Source organism: Azoarcus sp. PA01 (assembly GCA_001274695.2).
GTDB lineage: Bacteria > Pseudomonadota > Gammaproteobacteria > Burkholderiales > Rhodocyclaceae > Aromatoleum.
The window spans coordinates 1,492,691-1,512,634 of record LARU01000002.1; the positions used below are offsets into that span (position 1 = coordinate 1,492,691).

The window sequence follows — 19,944 nt, forward strand, 5'->3', positions numbered from 1 at the left end:
CCGATTCGGGGCGGCGCAAACGCCGCGCGAGTGGCCGGGACAGTGTTCGAAGAGGCGGCCTGCCGCAGGGCGGATATCCCCCTCGCCGGCGCCGCTGGCGCGCTATCGCGCCGTCAGCAGTCGGCAGGCAGCGGCTGCCGTGACGCCGAACACGACGTGGGCCGCGGCGGTGATCCAGTCTCTGGCGGCATCGAACCACGGGAACACGAGCGTGAAGCCGTACATGTTCAGCACGAACAGCGCGAGGCCGAACACGCCGCCGGCCGCCAACGCCCGGGGCGCGTCGAGCGCGGCGACCAGCGGCGCGAGCACCACGCCGTAAGCGATCGACAGCGCGAAATGCACGGCTGTCGCGACGAGCATCACGACGACATCGAACGTCGCCGGCGGCGGCAGCACGCCGGGCCCCATGACGATGGCGGCCGCGAGCCGGGCATCGCGAAAGAGGATTGCGGGCAGCGTGTCGGAGAAGATCCACCATAACGCGAGCTGCGCGGCGGTCGCGACGATTCCGGCCACGATTCCGGCGATCGCGCCGGTCGCGACGAGCCGCTTGGCGCGATCCGTGCTCCGGCCGGAGTCTGTTCGCATTGCTGGATCTCCTTGTGCCCGGCGCGTCCCCTTCGGAACTCGGTTGGCGTCACGCGACCGGTGCACGCTTCATGCATGCGCGATAGCGCATGTGCACCCGCTCGGCAAACCACGCAGTCGTCAGCTTGCGCTGGATCTTCGGGCTCTTGAGCTCGATGCGGGGCATCGCTTCGCGCGGCACGCGGGCTCCGGCGGCCTCATCGGCCATCGCGAAAACGCGCAGGTAAAGCTGGGTCCGTGCGAACGACTCGCGCTTTTCCTGCCGCAACCCTGCAAGGATCTCCGCGGGATCGAGCTTCAGCCGCCCGGACAGCGCCATCATCGCTTTCTGCGTCGCGCTGGCCTCGCCGCTCGGTGCCCCGTTTTGGTAACGCAGCAGATCCCCGTCGAGGACCAGTTTGACACCGGTCAGCCGCGCCACCGCCTGCTGGAATGCCGCATTGCGGCTGCTGTAATGGCCGGCGTTGAAATCGGCGAAGCGAAACAGCGGATCGTGATACGGCGCCGGGTAATCGAGCAGGTGCGCGATGCCGAAATAGAGCCCGCCCGGACGGGTGAATACCGCGTTGCGCAGCCCCTTGCCGACTCCGCCGCCGTATTCCGGGGCGGCCCGTGCATGCGTTTCGGCGAACGCGATGCTGACCTGCATCGGCCCGCCGGTATGCACGGGGTTGTAGCCGCTCAGCAGCAACCGGCCCCCGGGCAGCTCGGCAATCATGTCGTCGTAGAGCACGCTCATCTCCCGCTCGGTGCGCAGCGTATCGAGCCGGCGCTTGTACGTCTGGCCGTTTGGCGACGGTTTCGCCAGCGCCGCATCGAGCGCGAGCTTCGGGATATGAAAGCGCTGGCGACGCGCCTCGATTTCGCGCCACGCGATGCGCGACAGCCCCGGCACCACCGGATCGGCGACAAAGCCCGACTCCTGTTCGATGACGGCAATCGCGGCACAGAAGTTTTCGGCAGTCGGCGCGAGGCGCAACGCGACAAAAGCAGCGAAGATGTCGGCGGCCCAGCCGTTCCTGTCCCGCGTCACGCTGCGCGGCAACAGCTCCAGCACCCGCGCGACGCCTTGCTGGCGCCCCGGGTAACGGGACGCCAACATCGACGCGACCGGCGCCGGCAGGGAAATCGCCTCCGGCTGCTCCGCTGCCGCAGCTGCGGAAGGTGCCGCGGGGCGAACGACGGGCGCACGCGGGGGGGCAGGTGCGTGAGCCGTTTTCGGCGACCGCACCTCGACCGGCGCCGGCGCCTGCACCGCGACCGGCTCGGGGACTGCGGCGCAGCCTGCGAGCAGCGCGCATACGGCCAGTGCGAAACCTCGAATGTTCCCGATTCCCTGGGCTTTCCTCATCGTTTTCCCTGTTTGTCGGCGGACGAAAGCGAATTGTTCGTCCCGCGTCCGCCGAAGCTCTTGTGCCGTGACCGAGCGCCTGCGAAGCTCGCCGGGCCGGCGCGGAGGAACGGTTCGCATCGTACCGTACGGCGCGGTGGGCCGCTCGTGGTCGCAGTCGGCCGGCAATCCCGCACGTCCCGGCGAAGTGCCGCCTGCCGCCTGCTGCCTCGCGCACGGCGCCTGCGGCGCGCGCGCTCGGTGAACATCGTATCGATGCGACGACCCGGAGTGGGGCACAATACAATGGATCCGACCAAGGAATCGAGCTCCCGATGCGACTCCTGCACACGTCCGACTGGCATCTCGGCCAATCCCTGCACGACTTCGACCGCACTTATGAGCACCAGCAATTCCTCGACTGGCTGCTCGCCCTGATTGCCACCGAGCAGCCCGATGTCCTGCTGATTGCCGGCGACGTCTTCGACAACGCGAATCCGTCGGCCAGCGCGCAGCACCAGCTGTACCGTTTCCTCACCGCCGCTCGCGAGCGCATGCCGCATCTGTCGATCGTCATCATCGCCGGCAATCACGACTCGCCGGGGCGACTCGAAGCCACTTCGCCGTTCCTGGAGCTGTTCGACGCGGCCGTCGTCGGCCACGTCCATCGCCGTGCCGACCAGTCGATCGACGTCGAGCGCCTGGTGGTGCCGCTGAAGAATCGTCACGGGGTCGTCGCCGCGTGGTGCCTCGCGATTCCGTTCCTGCGCGCGGGGGACGTGCCCCGCATCGCCGGCGAAGGCGAAGGCGAGCACGACGCGTATCTCGCGGGCGTCGCTGCGCTTTATCGGCAGGCGCTTGCGGTCGCGCATTCCCGCCGCCAGCCGGGGCAGGCGATCGTCGCAATGGGACATTGCCACATGGCCCACGGCAAGCTCTCGGAACTTTCGGAACGACGCATCGTCGTCGGCGGCGCCGAAGCGCTGCCCACCGGCATTTTCGACGCGAGGATCGCCTACGTCGCGCTCGGGCACCTGCACCTGGCGCAAGCGGTCGGAGGCCGCGACCATATCCGTTACAGCGGCAGCCCGTTGCCGATGTCGTTCGCCGAGCTCGACTATCCGCACCAGGTCGTGTGCGTCGAGCTCGACGGCGAAGCTGTCGCCGAAATTCGCCCGGTACGCGTGCCGCGCAGCGTCGAACTGATCCGCGTGCCGAAGACCCATGCGTCGATCGACGACGTCCTGCCCTTGCTCGAAGCGCTCGATCCGGGCGCCGCAGCCGAACGTCCCGCGCATGCCCATCCCTATCTCGAAGTGCGCGTCCGGCTCGACGCGCCCGAGCCCGGCCTGCGCGCTCGAATCGAGGCGGCGCTTGCCGGCAAGCCGGTACGGCTCGCACGCATCGACCCGGCCAGTTCACCGCGGGGCGATGCGACCGGCAGTTCCGCGATGTCGCTCGGCGACCTCGAACGGCTCGCGCCCGAAACGGTGTTCGCGCGCTTGTGCGAACAGCGCCTCGGCGGCGATCCCGGCGAGCGCGAAGCTCTGCTCGACGCGCTCGCGGCGGCCTTCGCCGAACTCGCGATCGAACCTCCGGACGAGGCGTCCGCATGAAGATCCTCGCGATCCGCGGCAACAACCTCGCGTCGCTGGCCGGCGCGTTCGAAGTCGACTTCGAGGCCGAGCCGCTCGCTTCGACCGGGCTTTTCGCGATCAGCGGCCCCACCGGCGCGGGCAAAAGCACGCTGCTCGACGCGTTGTGCCTCGCGCTTTTCGACGACACGCCGCGCCTGCGCAGCGCCGGCGGACGAGGCATCGAGCTGCCGGACGTCGGAACGGAAACGACGTTGCCGAACGACCGGCGCAACATCCTGCGCCGTGGCTGCGCCGAAGCGCAGGCGGAAGTCGACTTCCGCGGCAGTGACGGCGTCGGCTACCGGGCCCGCTGGAGCGTGCGCCGGGCGCGCGGCAAGGCGAACGGCAAGCTGCAGCAGGCGGAGATGTCGCTGTGCCGCATCGACGATCTGCAGCCGGTCGGCGGGCGCTTGAAGTCCGAAGTGCTGCCGGCGATCGCCGCGCGCATCGGGCTTTCGTTCGAGCAGTTCACCCGTGCCGTGCTGCTCGCGCAGAACGAGTTCTTCACGTTTCTCAAGGCCGGCGAAGACGAGCGCGCGACGCTGCTCCAGACGCTCACCGCGACCGACCGCTTCGAAGTGCTGTCGCGGCGCGCCTACGAGCGCAACAAGCTGGAGCAGCAGAAACTCGAAGCCTTGAAGGCGCAACTCGAGCACCAGCAGCCGCTTGCCGCGGAAGAACGCGCGCATCTCGACGAGGCACGGGCCGGCATGAAAGCGGCGCTCGCCGAGCAGGAAGTACTGGAAAGGCAGCTGCAGTCGCAGCTCCAGTGGCACCGCGACCTCGACCTGGCGCGAGAACGTGAAGCCGAGGCCCGCGCGATGCTCGACAGGGCGCTCGCGCAGCGCGAAGCCGCGAGCGGGCGGCGCGAACACCTCGCGCGCGTTGAAGCGGTTCAGCCGGCCCGGGCGATGGTCGCCGACACCGAGCGCCTGGCACGCGAACACGACAGTGCCACTGCCCGCATGGCGCAGGCCGAAGCGGCGGTCGAAGCCGCTGCGAGCCTCGTCGCGACGGCGAACGCCGGCCGGATTGCCGCGGATGCTGCGCTCGCCTACGCCGAGGCGGTGCAGCAGCGCTTCCGCCCGCTGATCACCGGTGCGCGACAGCTGGACAGCGAAATCGCCGCGCTGCGTCCCGAGCACGCGAAAGCTGCACGCGCACGCGAAGAAGCGGCAGCGGCGCTCGCCAAAGCCCGCAACGATGCCGACAGCAACGCCGCCGCACGCAGCATCCGGCTCGCCCGGCTCGAAGCCGCTCGGACGTGGCTCGCCGCTTCGGCCCAGCTCGCACCTTTGGCAGAAGGCTGGATCAAGTGGGATTCCCTGCTCGAGCGCGCAGCACTCGAACGCCGCGCCCGACACGACACATGCGTCAAGCTGCAGCAGCTGACGCAGCAGGCGCGCAGCGAGGCTGACGCGCTGAAGGCCGCTCTGAACACGCAGGCCGCTACCGCGCAGGAGCTCGCGCGGCGGGAAACCGACATGACCGCGGCGGCGAACGCGCTCCAATGCTTCGACGTCGCGACGCTCGCGGCGCGCCGCTCCGGGATCGAAGCGAAACAGCAGGCCATCCAGTTCGCCGAGCGCACCTGGCGGGATTTGTGCACCCTCCAGGCGCAGTGCAACGAACTGGCCAGGCAGTGCGACGTGGAGCGCGAAGCCGTGGCAGCGAACCAGATGCGCGCTGCGGAACTGCGCGCGTTGCGGCCGGCCGCGGAAGCCGCTTTTGCGCAGGTCGACCAGAGCTGGAAAGTCGTGTTCGAGGCGACGCAGGCGAGCGTCGAAGCGTTGCGCGCACAACTTCGCCCGGATGCGCCTTGCCCGGTATGCGGCAGCCCCGACCACCCCTATGTTGCCCGGCACCCGGCTTTCGATGACGCGCTCACCCGGCTTGCCGGGGAACGCGAACGCTGCCAGGGCGTGCTGCACGAACTGACCATCGAGGAACAGGCGCTCGCCAGGGACACCGCGGCGCGGGAAAGGCAGCGGGTGGAAATTGCGCCCCGGCTCGTGGCACTCGACCGGCAGCAGGCGGCACTGCACGACGGGTGGCGTGATGCACGGCGTGATCTCGGCGAATTTTTCTCGCCGATGCCGGCTGACGACGGTGCGGCGATATTCGCGTGGCTCGCAGGCTGCAACATCGAACTTCGCCGCGCCGCGCAGGCTCTTGCCGCCGACGAAGCCGCGTACCGGCATGCGCAGGAAAAACGGCAGGCGGCGCAGCAGGCCCTCGACGACAGCCGCAACGCCGCGCATGACGCCCCCGAGACCGTCACACGGCTGCAATCGGCGGCCGATCGGACAGCGGCAAGCCTGCAATCCACCACCGAGATGCACACGCAGTGCGAAACCCGCCTCGCAGACCTGCTCGCCCAGCTCGACGCCGCACATCTTCAGCCGGCGGGCGACGAGCGGACTTGGCGCACGGCGTGGGAAGCCGATCCCGCGGCCTACCACGCCGGTTGTCGCGAGTCCGTCGCCGAGTGGAGCGCAAAACGGGACGCCGCGACGACGCTGCAGGCGGAGATCGGCCAACTCGACACCGAAGCAGTGGGACTTGCGCGCCTCGTTGAACAGGCCCAGCTGCAGCAACGGCACGCAGACGCGGCAGCCGAGGAGCTTCGCCGCGCGCTCGACGCGAAAGAGGCCGCCCGTCGCACGGTTTTCACCGGCATGACGCTCGCGGCCCAGTCCGGCCCGTCGACCCGGTTAGTCGCCGACGCCCTGGCCGTGGCCGAAATCGAAGCTGCGCTGGAGGGCGCGCAGGCCGCGGCTTGCAAGCGCCGGAACGGCTGCGAACAGGCTGCAAAGGAGGCCGGACAGCAACTCGCCAGCCGCCAGTCGACGCTCGCCGAGTTGACCCGGCAAGCGACAACGATCGCCGAATCCGCGCGCTGCGCCGCCGAAACGCTCGACCAGTGGCTCGCGGCGTTCAAGCGCCAGCAGGACCGGCAGGCCGAGATCGCCGACCTCGACCTCACCGCGCTGCGCTTCCTCTTGGCGCAGGACGCAGCATGGATCGCGACCGAGCGCGAACGGTTGCAGCAACTCGAGGCGGCGGTCGCGGGCGCGAATGGCGGCCTCGACAGGATGCGTGACCTACGCGAAGCGCACGAGCGCGCCCGCCCAACCGCGGCGCTGCCGGACGTCGACACGCCGGACGCCCTGCACGCCGCGCTCGGCGCAACCGTCTCTGGCATCGGCGCGTTGCGCGACAAACTCGGCGAGCTCGAACTCGCCCTGCGCCGCGACGCCGAAGTGCGCGAGCATTCGGCGAAGCTCGCCGAAGCGATCGAGACCCAGACCCGGGCGGCGCGCATCTGGTGGCAGATGAACGAACTCATCGGTGCCGCGGACGGCAAGAAATTTCGCAATTATGCGCAGCAACTCACGCTCGACATCCTGCTCGCTTACGCGAACGCCCATCTCAAGGATCTCGCGCGGCGCTACCGGCTCGAGCGCGTACCGAACAGCCTGGGGCTAATGGTCGTCGATCAGGACATGGGCAACGAACAACGCTCGGTCCATTCGCTTTCCGGCGGCGAATCGTTCCTGGTTTCCCTCGCGCTCGCGCTCGGCCTCGCGTCGCTTTCGTCGCATCGCGTGCAGGTCGAGTCGCTGTTCATCGACGAAGGTTTCGGCAGCCTGGATTCCGACACCCTGCGCGTCGCAATCGATGCGCTCGACAGCCTGCAGTCCTTGGGACGGATGGTCGGGGTGATATCGCACGTGCAGGAAATGACCGAACGCATCGGCACGCGCATCCACGTCAACCGCCTTCCGGGAGGGCAGAGCCGGGTCGTCGTGACGAAGGGGTTCTGAAACCGGAGGCTGTCGAGACGCAGGCTGGGTCGTGCGCGGAGCGGGCGACCGATTGAAAGGTTCCCCGGGGGCTTACTGCGGCCGGGCGGCGCGGGCGTGTCGTGGCTGGGTTGGCGGCAGGGTAAGCACCCGGCGAAGTCATCTGTGATGGAGCGCCGCGATTGAGGAGGATGGTGTCCACCATCAACTGATCGTGGACACCATCATGGAGATTGCGAAACCGCAACGCCAGAAGCGGCAGCACAGCGAGGAATTTCGGCAGGCGGTTGTTCAGGCGTGCGGCGAGCCTGGCGCGTCGGTGGCTGGGGTGGCGCTGGCCAACGGCGTGAATGCCAACCTGGTGAGGAAATGGATGGCCAAGCGCGGCGTGAGGCCGCCAGGCCAAAGCGTGCGGCGGGGTGAATTGCAGGCTGCCGTTTCCGAATTTGTTCCGCTCCACGTTGCGCCGGCATCGCCCCCGGACATCCGCATCGAGCTTTGCCGGGGCAACACGACGGTGCGCATCGAGTGGCCTGTGCAGGCGGCCGGCGAATGCGGCGCCTGGCTGCGTGAGTGGCTTCGATGATCCGGATCGACGCGGTCTGGCTGGCGGTGCAGGCGCTGGACATGCGGGCCGGTACCGATACGGTGCTGGGTCGGGTCGTTCAGGTGTTCGGTGAAGCGCGGCCGCACCATGCCTACCTCTTCGCCAACCGTCGAGGCAACCGAATGAAGGTGCTGGTCCATGACGGCTTCGGCATCTGGCTGGCGGCGCGCCGACTCCAACAGGGGCGCTTCCATTGGCCGGCCGGCGAGACGACGGCGACGCTGAGTCGGGCGCAGTTCGACGCCCTGGTGCTGGGGCTGCCGTGGCAGCGGATCGGCGACGACGGCATCATCCGGGTGCTGTGAGCCGCGGCAATTCTGACCTACCCTAATAGCCAACGAGCATCAGGGCGGGCATCATGCCCGCATGCTTCTTCCTGCCCGGCTTGACGAACTGAATGCGGATGAACTGCGCCACCTGGTGCAGGAATTGGCCGCCGAAGTCAGCCAGCAAGCGGCGCTGATCGGCCAGAAGGATCACGAGCTGAACTGGCGTCAGGCCAAGATCGACAAGCTCACGCATGAACTGGCGTTGCACAAGCGCTGGCGGTTCAGTGCCCGATCCGAGCAGCTGTCGGCCGAGCAGGCGCGACTGTTCGAGGAAACCGTCGACACCGACCTCGCCGCAATCGAAACAGAACTCGAACAGCTGTCGAGTCCGAAGCCACCGGACGAGAAAGCCAAGCCGCGTCGGCAGCCGCTGCCGCCGCATTTGCCACGCCACGACATCCACCACGAACCGGAGCAGAGGACCTGCCCCTGCGGCTGTCAGCTCAAGCGCATCGGCGAGGATATCGCCGAGAAGCTCGACTACACGCCGGGCGTGTTCACCGTCGAGCGGCACATTCGCGGCAAGTGGGTCTGTGCCCAGTGCGAGACGCTGATCCAGGCCCCGGTGCCGGCGCAAGTGATCGACAAGGGCATTCCGACCGTCGGCCTGCTGGCGCACGTGATGGTCGCCAAGTTCGCCGATCATCAACCCTTGTATCGGCTGAGCGGCATCCTCGATCGGTCCGGCATGACGATTCCGCCCTCGACGCTCGGCCAGTGGGTCGGCGTAACCGGCGTCGCGCTGCAACCGCTGGTCGACGCTCTCAAGGAGGCGTTGCTCGAGCGTCCGGTATTGCATGCCGACGAGACGCCGGTGGCGATGCTCAATCCCGGTGCCGGCAAGACGCATCGGGCGTATTTATGGAGTTACGGCACGCCGGTCTTCGAAACGATGAAGGCGGTGATCTACGACTTTGCTGACAGCCGGGCGGGCAAGCACGCGAAAGCCTTCCTCGGCGACTGGCGAGGGACGCTGGTCTGCGACGATTACGCGGCCTATAACGCCCTGTTTGCCCACGGGATCACCGAAGCAGGATGCATGGCCCATGCGAGGCGACGCTTCTTCAACCTGCATGCCAACCACCAGAGCCAGATTGCCGGCGAAGCGCTCGAGATCTTCGGCCAGATCTACGGCGTCGAGCGCGACGTGGCCGACCTGACCGCCCATGAACGGCTCCGAATACGACAGGCGAAAGCGCGACCGATCGCCGATGCCTTGCATACTTGGCTGATGACGCAACGACAACGCGTGCCAACCGGTTCGGCGACGGCCAAGGCCATCGATTACAGCCTGAATCGATGGGCGGCACTGACCCACTATCTTGACGACGGCCGGGTGCCGATCGACAACAACTGGATCGAGAATCGAATCCGGCCGGTGGCCCTCGGCCGTGGGAACTGGCTATTCGCGGGCAGCCTGCGCGCCGGCCAGCGGGCGGCGGCGATCATGAGCCTGATTCAGTCGGCCAAGCTCAACGGCCACGATCCGTATGCCTATCTGAAGGACGTCCTCGCCCGGCTGCCGACCCAACCGGTCAGCCGGATCAGCGAGTTGCTGCCGCATCGCTGGCAGCCCCAATCCGGCGCCTGCTGATCCGCGTTACCGGCCGTCAAGATGAGATGGCCGGTTGGATACGCGGCAGGTGGACGTCAAAAAGCCGCTTTCCGGTTCGGGAAAGCGGCTTTTCGGGTGAAGAGTTAGTCTGACGATGACCTACTTTCGCACCCGCATGGGCACTATCATCGGCGCGGTCCTGTTTCACGGTCCTGTTCGGGATGGGAAGGGGTGGTACCAGGATGCTATGGTCGTCAGACTGTAAGGGGTAACAAAGCGGAGAAGCGAAGTGTGTGGGGGAGGTGTGAGGCGTTTTTTTCGGTGAGTCGTCACGCGGTGTTCGATCCAGGGTTATAGGATCAAGCCTCACGGGCAATTAGTATCGGTTAGCTCAACGCATTGCTGCGCTTCCACACCCGACCTATCAACGTTGTGGTCTTCAACGACCCTTCAGGGGGCTCGAGGCCCCGGGGAAGTCTCATCTTGAGGCGAGTTTCCCGCTTAGATGCTTTCAGCGGTTATCTCTTCCGCACTTAGCTACCCGGCGATGCGACTGGCGTCACAACCGGTACACCAGGGGTGCGTCCACTCCGGTCCTCTCGTACTAGGAGCAGGTCCTCTCAAACTTCCAGCGCCCACGGCAGATAGGGACCAAACTGTCTCACGACGTTTTAAACCCAGCTCACGTACCACTTTAAATGGCGAACAGCCATACCCTTGGGACCGGCTACAGCCCCAGGATGTGATGAGCCGACATCGAGGTGCCAAACTCCGCCGTCGATGTGAACTCTTGGGCGGAATCAGCCTGTTATCCCCAGAGTACCTTTTATCCGTTGAGCGATGGCCCTTCCATACAGAACCACCGGATCACTATGACCTGCTTTCGCACCTGCTCGACTTGTCGGTCTCGCAGTCAAGCCGCCTTTTGCCATTGCACTATCAACACGATGTCCGACCGTGTCTAGGCGACCTTCGTACTCCTCCGTTACCTTTTGGGAGGAGACCGCCCCAGTCAAACTGCCTGCCATGCACGGTCCCCGACCCGGATTCACGGGCCAAGGTTAGAACCTCAACGACACCAGGGTGGTATTTCAAGGTTGGCTCCACGGAAACTGGCGTTCCCGCTTCACAGCCTCCCACCTATCCTACACAAGTCCCGTCAAAGTCCAATGCAAAGCTACAGTAAAGGTTCATGGGGTCTTTCCGTCTTGCCGCGGGGAGATTGCATCTTCACAAACATTTCAACTTCGCTGAGTCTCAGGAGGAGACAGTGTGGCCATCGTTACGCCATTCGTGCAGGTCGGAACTTACCCGACAAGGAATTTCGCTACCTTAGGACCGTTATAGTTACGGCCGCCGTTTACCGGGGCTTCGATCAAGAGCTTGCACCCCATCACTTAACCTTCCGGCACCGGGCAGGCGTCACACCGTATACGTCCACTTTCGTGTTTGCACAGTGCTGTGTTTTTAATAAACAGTCGCAGCCACCGATTCTCTGCGGCCCCTTCGCCCTTCGGCTGTTCGCCTACAAGCTAGCGGGGCATACCTTCTCCCGAAGTTACGGTATCAATTTGCCGAGTTCCTTCTCCTGAGTTCTCTCAAGCGCCTGGGTATTTTCTACCTGCCCACCTGTGTCGGTTTGCGGTACGGTCGCTCTTAGACTGAAGCTTAGAGGCTTTTCCTGGAAGCATGGTATCAACCACTTCGGGCTCAAAGAGCCCTCGTCATCACGCCTCAGCTTAGCCCCGCGGATTTGCCTACGGGGCACGCCTACACGCTTAAACCGGGACGTCCAACACCCGGCTGGCCTAACCTTCTCCGTCCCCCCATCGCATCTAAGAGCGGTACGGGAATATTGACCCGTTTCCCATCGACTACGCATTTCTGCCTCGCCTTAGGGGCCGACTCACCCTGCGTCGATGAACGTTGCGCAGGAAACCTTGGGCTTTCGGCGAGGGTGCTTTTCACACCCTTTATCGCTACTCATGTCAGCATTCGCACTTCCGATACCTCCAGCATCCCTCTCGAGACACCTTCGCAGGCTTACGGAACGCTCCCCTACCATCTCTTGCGAGATCCGCAGCTTCGGTTCATGGCTTGAGCCCCGTTACATCTTCCGCGCAGGACGACTCGACTAGTGAGCTATTACGCTTTCTTTAAAGGATGGCTGCTTCTAAGCCAACCTCCTAGCTGTCTGGGCCTTCCCACTTCGTTTCCCACTTAGCCATGTATTTGGGACCTTAGCTGGCGGTCTGGGTTGTTTCCCTCTTGTCCCAGGACGTTAGCACCCCAGGACTGTCTGCCGTATATCACTTTGCGGTATTCGGAGTTTGCTATCGCGGGGTAGATCGCAGTGACCCCCCCAACGATTACAGTGCTCTACCCCCGCAAGTGTCCGTACGACGCACTACCTAAATAGTTTTCGGGGAGAACCAGCTATTTCCGGATTTGTTTAGCCTTTCACCCCTATCCACAGCTCATCCCCTAATTTTTCAACATTAGTGGGTTCGGACCTCCAGTGCGTGTTACCGCACCTTCATCCTGGCCATGGATAGATCATCCGGTTTCGGGTCTACGCCCAGCAACTCAATCGCCCTTGTCAGACTCGGTTTCCCTACGCCTCCCCTATTCGGTTAAGCTCGCTACTGAACGTAAGTCGCTGACCCATTATACAAAAGGTACGCAGTCACCCCACAAAGGAGGCTCCCACTGTTTGTATGCATGCGGTTTCAGGATCTATTTCACTCCCCTCCCGGGGTTCTTTTCGCCTTTCCCTCACGGTACTGGTTCACTATCGGTCGATCACGAGTATTTAGCCTTGGAGGATGGTCCCCCCATCTTCAGACAGGATTTCTCGTGTCCCGCCCTACTTGTCGCACGCTCAGACCCGCCAGCCACTTTTCGCATACGGGACTATCACCCTGTATCGTCGGACTTTCCAGACCGTTTTGCTAAGTAAATGGTTTAGTCGTGCAGGCTCCTCCCCGTTCGCTCGCCACTACTTGGGGAATCTCGGTTGATTTCTGTTCCTGCGGCTACTTAGATGTTTCAGTTCGCCGCGTTCGCCTCCACACGCCTATGTATTCAGCGCGGGATACTCCAAAAGGAGTGGGTTTCCCCATTCGGACATCGGGGGATCAAAGCTCCATTGCCAGCTCCCCCCCGCTTTTCGCAGGCTTGCACGTCCTTCATCGCCTGTGATCGCCAAGGCATCCACCACATGCACTTAGTCGCTTGATCCTATAACCATGGACCCTGTCGCCAGGGTGCACCGTCATAGACGAACTCACGCTTGTGCGCACTCACCTGCCGCTGGTTCAAAGCGCAGGTGAATGCAAAAAATGCAATCACACCAACCCATGCAACAGCGCGCCTTGCGGCCCACTGTCGCACACTTTACTTCTTCCACTTTGTTAAAGAACACTGGCACTAGGCCTAAGCACTACGCACCGTCCGTGCGCACTGCTTAGCCCTACTCTCGAGCCCACCCGATGAGGCGGTGGTGGAGGATGACGGGATCGAACCGTCGACCCCCTGCTTGCAAAGCAGGTGCTCTCCCAGCTGAGCTAATCCCCCCCTGTCCTGCGGCGGTGGTGGGTCTGGTTGGGTTCGAACCAACGACCCCCGCCTTATCAAGACGGTGCTCTAACCAGCTGAGCTACAGACCCTCATGCCTGCGAGGCGCTCGTTGCCTGAACAACCGATAAGTTGTGGATACTGCGGCCGCCGCGGCCGTCTTCTCTTGAAAGGAGGTGATCCAGCCGCACCTTCCGATACGGCTACCTTGTTACGACTTCACCCCAGTCATGAATCTCACCGTGGTAAGCGCCCTCCCCGAAAGGTTAAGCTACCTACTTCTGGTGAAACCCACTCCCATGGTGTGACGGGCGGTGTGTACAAGACCCGGGAACGTATTCACCGCAGCATGCTGATCTGCGATTACTAGCGATTCCGACTTCACGTAGTCGAGTTGCAGACTACGATCCGGACTACGATCGGCTTTGTGGGATTGGCTCCACCTCGCGGCTTGGCAACCCTCTGTACCGACCATTGTATGACGTGTGAAGCCCTACCCATAAGGGCCATGAGGACTTGACGTCATCCCCACCTTCCTCCGGTTTGTCACCGGCAGTCTCGCTAAAGTGCCCAACCTAATGATGGCAATTAGCGACAAGGGTTGCGCTCGTTGCGGGACTTAACCCAACATCTCACGACACGAGCTGACGACAGCCATGCAGCACCTGTGTCCTGGCTCCCGAAGGCACTCCTCGATCTCTCGAGGATTCCAGGCATGTCAAGGGTAGGTAAGGTTTTTCGCGTTGCATCGAATTAATCCACATCATCCACCGCTTGTGCGGGTCCCCGTCAATTCCTTTGAGTTTTAACCTTGCGGCCGTACTCCCCAGGCGGTCGACTTCACGCGTTAGCTGCGTTACTCAGGAAGTTACCTTCCCGAACAACTAGTCGACATCGTTTAGGGCGTGGACTACCAGGGTATCTAATCCTGTTTGCTCCCCACGCTTTCGTGCATGAGCGTCAGTATCGGCCCAGGGGGCTGCCTTCGCCATCGGTGTTCCTCCACATATCTACGCATTTCACTGCTACACGTGGAATTCCACCCCCCTCTGCCGTACTCTAGCCGTGCAGTCACAAGCGCAGTTCCCAGGTTAAGCCCGGGGATTTCACACCTGTCTTACACAACCGCCTGCGCACGCTTTACGCCCAGTAATTCCGATTAACGCTCGCACCCTACGTATTACCGCGGCTGCTGGCACGTAGTTAGCCGGTGCTTCTTCTGACAGTACCGTCATCCACGCAGGCTATTGACCCGCGCGATTTCTTTCCGTCTGAAAGAGCTTTACAACCCGAAGGCCTTCTTCACTCACGCGGCATGGCTGGATCAGGCTTGCGCCCATTGTCCAAAATTCCCCACTGCTGCCTCCCGTAGGAGTCTGGGCCGTGTCTCAGTCCCAGTGTGGCTGATCATCCTCTCAGACCAGCTACGGATCGTCGCCTTGGTAGGCCTTTACCCCACCAACTAGCTAATCCGACATCAGCCGCTCCAATCGCGCGAGGCCCGAAGGTCCCCCGCTTTCCCCCTCAGGGCGTATGCGGTATTAGCTACGCTTTCGCGTAGTTATCCCCCACGACTGGGTACGTTCCGATGCATTACTCACCCGTTCGCCACTCGCCGGCAGGCCGAAGCCCCCGCTGCCGTTCGACTTGCATGTGTAAAGCATGCCGCCAGCGTTCAATCTGAGCCAGGATCAAACTCTTAAGTTCAATCCAACAAAGTACTCAAAGAATCTCTACTGACTTCCGTGAGCACTCAATCTTTGCAATGCCGAATCCACCCGAAGGCGATTCGACCACCGCAGCAACCCAGTACCCACACTTATCGGTTGTTCAACTTTTTAAAGAACCGCCACATCGCTGCAGCAAGGGAGCGAATTATACGGGCGTGATCGCGCCCGTCAACCCCCTTCGAGACATCTTCCGATATTTCCTTGTTCTCCTGTCGCAGGCCGTCTCAGACGCCGCGTCACCTGGCCACTGCCGCTCGCCGGATGGGCTGCAACCCTCTCGGTCCGGTCGAAGGTCTGGCCGCTTGCGGTTTCGTTCTTTTTCGCCACGAAGTCCGGCTTTCGCCGCGCGCTCCGATGCCGGATGAGCAAACGCTGCGCCCCCGGGAAGCTCCCGTCGCACCCCATATGCGTCACCGTTTTACTGCACTCCGCATTGCAAGCTACCCTGCGTGCAATGCCGCAAGCGCGGGCGTTTTCATGAGCACCTCCTACGGAGCAACTGATATGTCGTCCGCACTGGGGGACGCGAAGGCGCGTCAACTGGCGAAGATGAAACGGCTCGCCACCGCGCTGCTGGTCGCGGTCGCGGCGCTGTTCGTGGTCGCCCGCTTGCAACAAGGGGCCGGAATCTGGGCCTGGGTCGCAGCCTTTGCCGAAGCCGCGATGATCGGTGCCTTGGCCGACTGGTTCGCTGTCGTTGCACTCTTCCGACATCCCCTCGGGCTACCGATTCCCCACACTGCGATCATTCCGGCAAACAAGGAGCGGCTCGCCGACAACCTTGCGGCATTCGTTCGCGACAAGTTCCTCGCCACCGACACCCTCGTCCACAAGCTCCGTACGTTCAGTCCGGCCGAGCGGCTGGCCGGCTGGCTGCGGCAGCGGGACAACGCTGAAATCGTCGCCGGAAAGCTTGCCGGCGGGTTGGCCGGGTGGCTGGACTTCATCGACGACGAGCGCGTCCGCACCCTGCTCGCTGCAAGGATCGGGGAACGACTCAGGGCGATCGACGTATCAGAGATGGCAGGACAGATCCTCGACACTCTGACGGTCGACGCGCGGCATCAGGAATTGCTCGACGCCGCGCTCAAACGATTGGCACGCTGGCTCGACGACCCGGAGGTGCAGATCGCCTTCGCCGCGATGATCATCGAGATCGCCGGCAAGGAGTACCCGAAGACGTTGAAGACGGTCGGCCTCGTCACCAACACCGACGAATTCTCGCGCAGGATCGCCGCCGGCATCGTGAGGGGCATCAACGGCTGGCTGCACGATATCGGGGACGATCCGCAGCACCCGCGTCGGCGGGCCTTCGACGAAACGGTGGCCGAGTTCATTGCGCGCATGAAGAACGACGCCGACTTCAAAGCGCGGGTCAACGCCGCGAAGCTGGACGTATTGACGCATCCGCTTCTGGCCCGTTACCTGGACGGCCTGTGGGACGAGCTGAAAGCCTGGCTGCGCAAGGACCTTCATGAACCGCACTCGCGACTGCGGCAACGAATCAGCGCCGCCGCAACCGCCTTCGCCACCGCCCTCGCCGACAACCGCGCTTTGCGCGATTCTCTCGATGGCCATCTCGAATCTGCCATGGTCGCGCTCGCAGACGATCTGCGGGACGCACTGTCCCGCCACATCGCTTCGACGATCAGGAGCTGGAAAGACGAGGACCTCGTCCGCGAAGTCGAACTGAGCGTCGGGCGCGATCTTCAGTTCATCCGGCTCAATGGCACTATCGTGGGCGGCGGGATCGGAGTGCTGCTGCATGCGCTGACCTTGTTTGTCTAAACCCGGTGGTCGCGCAAACTTGCGATCATTGTCGGTGCACGCGCCGTGACCGGGAATCTTTTCGCCACAGGCGGTCCACTTCACACATCGAGCCATAACCAGGAAGATGCATGCAACGCGATCCGAGATTCGAAGCCCTTCTGAAAAACCTCAACCACAACCCGTCGAAACCTGTCGGCCTGCTGCAGAAGCTCGGTGCAATCGCCGCTGCTGCGGTCATCTTCGGTCTTGCACTGACGTTCTCGGTGATCTTCTTCGCCGTGGTGGTGGCAGCGGCAGTACTCCTCTGGGGCTATGTCTGGTGGAAAACACGCGATTTGCGCAAGGCGATGCGCGCCGCCCAGGCGCATGCCCGCGCGTCCCCCCATCAGCATCCGAAACCAGGCCAGGGAATCGTCCTCGAAGGCGAAGTTGTGCGCGAGGTTCGGGAAGAGCGCCGCGACGATACACGTAACTGACGAGCTCTCAGTGATGGGCGCGCGAAAAAAAGCCGGCACTCGTAGCGCCGGCTTTTGCCGAGTGGCGGGCGAACTTCGCCCGGCCATCATTCCTGAATGATTACGGAGTGACCCTCCAGCCCTCCGGATACGGCGCATTCGGATCCGCACTGCGCTCGATGTCCCAGGACGTGCCCTCCCCACGATAGCGCGTGGACTCGTCCGGCATCGGCTCGAGCGCCGAGAACTCGCTGATCGGCTGATCCATCGGCCGCAGCTCGACGTACTGCTCTGGACGGTACTCGGGCCCCGCCCTCAACTCATCCACGCCCGCGCTCAGACGCAGCTTGCCGTCTTCGTAGCGCATGCGGTTGAGCGGCACGGTGATTTCCCTGTCGCCGACACCGAGAAAACCCCCTGCCGAAATCACCGCATGGATGTTTTCGTCGTGGCGGCTGCGGACGACCGTTTTCACCGAACCGATTTGTTCACCGCTCGCATCGACGACCTCGGTACCCCGCAATTGGCTCGGGGTCATCGACTGGACCTGTCCTGCAGCTCCCATCGGCGAGCGCATCTGGTGCTTGGTCTGGCCTTCAGTGTACGAGCCCGCAACAGCCCCGATAGGGACCGCAACGAGCGCCGCAAGTGCGCCGGCCAGCAAAGACTTGCGATAGATCGAGCTCATATCATCCTCCTGCCTGGGGTGGCGTTCGTCTGACTGGTGTCTCGCCCGCGTTCCATCTGGACGAGCATCCTGTCGATCCCTGTTCCGCACCGAGCGCGCCACGTCCGGCCAATTCAGCTGCGGTCTAGGATCGAGGTAAGCTTATGATCGATCGGCACCTTTCTAAGTTCCGAAGCACGCCCACACGAGCAGCCAGTCACTGCCGTGCGCCGAGTGGCGGAGCAGCTCCACCCCATCGACTCCCGCCGGGAACGTGATCCCAAGGAAATAGGCCGGCGCCGAGCGGCGTCCCGCCGATGCAACTACCCTGCCGCCGCGCGCCTCAGCCACGCCAGCCGCTGGTGGATCTTGTCGCGCCACCCGGCGGCGAGGCCGGGCGTCTGCGCGAGCCGTTCGAGATCCGGAAGGGATGGGCGGTGTTCCTGCCACAGCAGCATCGCCTCCCTCAGCGTCGGCGCGTCAAAGGCCGGCGTCGACAAGTCGAGCGTGTCGCCAGATGACACCCGGCCCAGTTCGAGGACGCGCCAGTACCATCCCGTCAGGAGGTGTTCGGCAATGAAAGCCGCGATCCCTTCGCAGCCGAACCGTTCGTCGATTTTCCAGCAGGGAGTGCGAGGCTGGCACACCTGCAGCCGGACCGTTCCCAGACTCCAGATGTCGCCGATGCGAACGTCGCGCTCGTCCAGTTCAAGGGAGGAGAGATTTTCGCCCATCGCCCCCGGATGCAGCCTTTCCCTGGCGTCCGGGAAGCGGGCGGCAAGCTGTTCATAGTGGCCAGCGGGATAGAAATGCACCGCCTTGTCGGGACCGCCATGCACCCTGCGATCGGCTTGCTGGTCGCCGACAAATCCCTCGCGCGCCACTTCGGCGCTGCTCACCTGCGACTTGTACATGCCGGTCGGACGCCCCGACTCGGGCAGCGGCCGGATGCCGCCGATGAAGAGGGATACGTCGGCCATGGTGGAGTCTCCGTTGATCCGGTGATTTTAGCCCCGAAAGGCCCCGCCTCCCGTCCGGCACCAACGCGGCGATCGCCACGCCCAGGCGACGGGCACGGCTTACGCCGCTCGAATGGAAGGCTGCGCCTGCTGGATAAATAGCGCATTCTGTCTGGAGGTAGCTCATGGCAAAAACACACGCTATGATATGTATAAATATACAGTAATCTTGATGGACTGCCACCCGCCGAATCCGTCACTCAACCTTACCGTCCTTTCGCAGACGCCCATGATTTCTCGCGCTGACCCCCTCACCGCTCGCCAGGCCGAGATTCTCGACTTCATTCGCCACACCGTGGAGGGCGAAGGACGACCGCCGACCCGCGCCGAAATCTGCACCGCGTTCGGCTTTCGCTCGCCGAACGCGGCCGAAACCCATCTGCGCACGCTCGCCGCGAAAGGCGCGATCATCCTCGAGGAAGGTCGCGCCCGCGGCATCCGGCTCGTCGAGGCGCTGGGGCTGCCGCTGGTCGGGCACGTCGCAGCCGGCCGTCCGATGCTCGCGATCGAGCACATCGAAGCCCGCTACCAGGTCGACTCGGCGCTGTTCTCGCCGCGCGCCGACTACCTGCTGCGCGTGCGCGGCATGAGCATGCGCGACGCCGGAATCATCGACGGCGACCTGCTCGCGGTGCATCGCACGCCGCAGGCGCGCGCCGGCCAGGTCGTCGTCGCCCGCCTCGAGGACGAAGTCACCGTAAAAACCTTCATCCGCGACGGGCCGATCGTGCGCTTGCTGCCGGCCAATCCGGACTTCGAACCGATCGTCGTCGACACGCGCCATCAAGCGCTCGACATCGAAGGCATCGCCGTCGGCCTCGTGCGCAACGGCTCGCGGTGACGACTCCCTGCATCCCGGCCCTACACGCAAA

Annotated in this window: 12 protein-coding genes, 2 tRNA genes and 3 rRNA genes; 8 read left to right on the forward strand and 9 right to left on the reverse strand. The window is 63.9% G+C overall.

The features are described 5' to 3' along the window. Positions 1–102 precede the first annotated feature (102 nt). Both PA01_07885 and PA01_07890 read right to left on the reverse strand, forming a co-directional pair. Positions 103–591, reverse strand: a complete 489-nt coding sequence (locus tag PA01_07885; GenBank protein ID KON81533.1) for a sodium:proline symporter — start codon at positions 589–591, stop codon at positions 103–105. 49 nt (positions 592–640) lie between these two features. After that, positions 641–1,942 (reverse strand): DUF1615 domain-containing protein, encoded by a 1,302-nt coding sequence (locus PA01_07890; GenBank protein ID KON81534.1) that lies wholly within the window; start codon positions 1,940–1,942, stop codon positions 641–643. Between the two features lie 314 nt (positions 1,943–2,256). Here PA01_07890 and PA01_07895 point away from each other — a divergent pair, with 314 nt between their 5' ends. The 5 genes from PA01_07895 to PA01_07915 all read left to right on the forward strand — a co-directional run bounded on the left by PA01_07895 (position 2,257) and on the right by PA01_07915 (position 9,894). Continuing rightward, positions 2,257–3,537, forward strand: a complete 1,281-nt coding sequence (locus tag PA01_07895; GenBank protein ID KON81535.1) for an exonuclease SbcCD subunit D C-terminal domain-containing protein — start codon at positions 2,257–2,259, stop codon at positions 3,535–3,537. Further along, positions 3,534–7,385 carry an AAA family ATPase gene (locus PA01_07900; protein ID KON81536.1) on the forward strand — a complete coding sequence of 1,284 codons (3,852 nt, stop codon included), beginning with the start codon at positions 3,534–3,536 and terminating at the stop codon, positions 7,383–7,385. Before PA01_07895 ends, PA01_07900 begins: the two co-directional genes overlap by 4 nt. A gap of 193 nt (positions 7,386–7,578) precedes the next feature. Further along, a complete protein-coding gene (locus PA01_07905; GenBank protein ID KON82384.2) occupies positions 7,579–7,950 on the forward strand; it encodes a transposase in 372 nt (123 codons plus the stop codon). Continuing rightward, complete coding sequence (tnpB, locus tag PA01_07910; GenBank protein KON81537.1) at positions 7,947–8,276, forward strand: IS66 family insertion sequence element accessory protein TnpB; 330 nt, start codon at positions 7,947–7,949, stop codon at positions 8,274–8,276. The genes PA01_07905 and tnpB overlap by 4 nt, the downstream gene beginning before the upstream one ends. A 61-nt stretch (positions 8,277–8,337) precedes the next feature. Next, positions 8,338–9,894: an IS66 family transposase gene (locus PA01_07915; GenBank protein ID KON81538.1), complete on the forward strand. Its 1,557-nt coding sequence runs from the start codon at positions 8,338–8,340 to the stop codon at positions 9,892–9,894. Positions 9,895–10,001: 107 nt separating this feature from the next. Here PA01_07915 and rrf read toward each other — a convergent pair. The 5 genes from rrf to PA01_07940 form a co-directional block, all read right to left on the reverse strand. Beyond that, positions 10,002–10,114 (reverse strand): 5S ribosomal RNA (gene rrf / locus PA01_07920). 96 nt (positions 10,115–10,210) lie between these two features. Beyond that, positions 10,211–13,095, reverse strand: a 23S ribosomal RNA gene (locus PA01_07925). A gap of 260 nt (positions 13,096–13,355) precedes the next feature. Continuing rightward, positions 13,356–13,431 (reverse strand) — tRNA-Ala (locus PA01_07930). 15 nt (positions 13,432–13,446) lie between these two features. Then, positions 13,447–13,523: transfer RNA gene (locus PA01_07935), tRNA-Ile, on the reverse strand. Positions 13,524–13,600: 77 nt separating this feature from the next. Further along, positions 13,601–15,138 (reverse strand): 16S ribosomal RNA (locus PA01_07940). The 16S, 23S and 5S rRNA genes sit together here with 2 tRNA genes alongside, the layout of an rRNA operon. Before the next feature lie 500 nt (positions 15,139–15,638). On the opposite strand from PA01_07940, the gene PA01_07945 reads away from it, so the two are divergent. Both PA01_07945 and PA01_07950 read left to right on the forward strand, forming a co-directional pair. Further along, positions 15,639–16,949: a DUF445 domain-containing protein gene (locus PA01_07945; protein KON81539.2), complete on the forward strand. Its 1,311-nt coding sequence runs from the start codon at positions 15,639–15,641 to the stop codon at positions 16,947–16,949. A 110-nt stretch (positions 16,950–17,059) separates the two neighbouring features. Further along, positions 17,060–17,407 carry a hypothetical protein gene (locus PA01_07950; GenBank protein ID KON81540.1) on the forward strand — a complete coding sequence of 116 codons (348 nt, stop codon included), beginning with the start codon at positions 17,060–17,062 and terminating at the stop codon, positions 17,405–17,407. A 100-nt stretch (positions 17,408–17,507) separates the two neighbouring features. Here the strand turns inward: PA01_07950 and PA01_07955 are convergent, their stop codons facing one another. Both PA01_07955 and PA01_07960 read right to left on the reverse strand, forming a co-directional pair. Continuing rightward, positions 17,508–18,074, reverse strand: a complete 567-nt coding sequence (locus PA01_07955) for a PRC-barrel domain-containing protein (GenBank protein KON81541.1) — start codon at positions 18,072–18,074, stop codon at positions 17,508–17,510. A 302-nt stretch (positions 18,075–18,376) separates the two neighbouring features. Continuing rightward, a complete protein-coding gene (locus PA01_07960) occupies positions 18,377–19,033 on the reverse strand; it encodes an MOSC domain-containing protein (GenBank protein ID KON81542.1) in 657 nt (218 codons plus the stop codon). A 268-nt stretch (positions 19,034–19,301) separates the two neighbouring features. Here PA01_07960 and lexA point away from each other — a divergent pair, with 268 nt between their 5' ends. After that, positions 19,302–19,913 (forward strand): transcriptional repressor LexA, encoded by a 612-nt coding sequence (gene lexA / locus PA01_07965; protein KON81543.1) that lies wholly within the window; start codon positions 19,302–19,304, stop codon positions 19,911–19,913. Positions 19,914–19,944: the final 31 nt, after the last annotated feature.

Coding starts and splice junctions, on each gene's coding strand:
- PA01_07950 (KON81540.1), top strand. CDS start 17,060: ATGCAACGCGATCCGAGATTCGAAGCCCTTCTGAAAAACCTCAACCAC.
- PA01_07960 (KON81542.1), bottom strand. CDS start 19,033: ATGGCCGACGTATCCCTCTTCATCGGCGGCATCCGGCCGCTGCCCGAG.
- PA01_07895 (KON81535.1), top strand. CDS start 2,257: ATGCGACTCCTGCACACGTCCGACTGGCATCTCGGCCAATCCCTGCAC.
- PA01_07890 (KON81534.1), bottom strand. CDS start 1,942: ATGAGGAAAGCCCAGGGAATCGGGAACATTCGAGGTTTCGCACTGGCC.
- PA01_07900 (KON81536.1), top strand. CDS start 3,534: ATGAAGATCCTCGCGATCCGCGGCAACAACCTCGCGTCGCTGGCCGGC.
- PA01_07915 (KON81538.1), top strand. CDS start 8,338: ATGCTTCTTCCTGCCCGGCTTGACGAACTGAATGCGGATGAACTGCGC.
- PA01_07955 (KON81541.1), bottom strand. CDS start 18,074: ATGAGCTCGATCTATCGCAAGTCTTTGCTGGCCGGCGCACTTGCGGCG.
- PA01_07945 (KON81539.2), top strand. CDS start 15,639: ATGAGCACCTCCTACGGAGCAACTGATATGTCGTCCGCACTGGGGGAC.
- tnpB (KON81537.1), top strand. CDS start 7,947: ATGATCCGGATCGACGCGGTCTGGCTGGCGGTGCAGGCGCTGGACATG.
- lexA (KON81543.1), top strand. CDS start 19,302: ATGATTTCTCGCGCTGACCCCCTCACCGCTCGCCAGGCCGAGATTCTC.
- PA01_07885 (KON81533.1), bottom strand. CDS start 591: ATGCGAACAGACTCCGGCCGGAGCACGGATCGCGCCAAGCGGCTCGTC.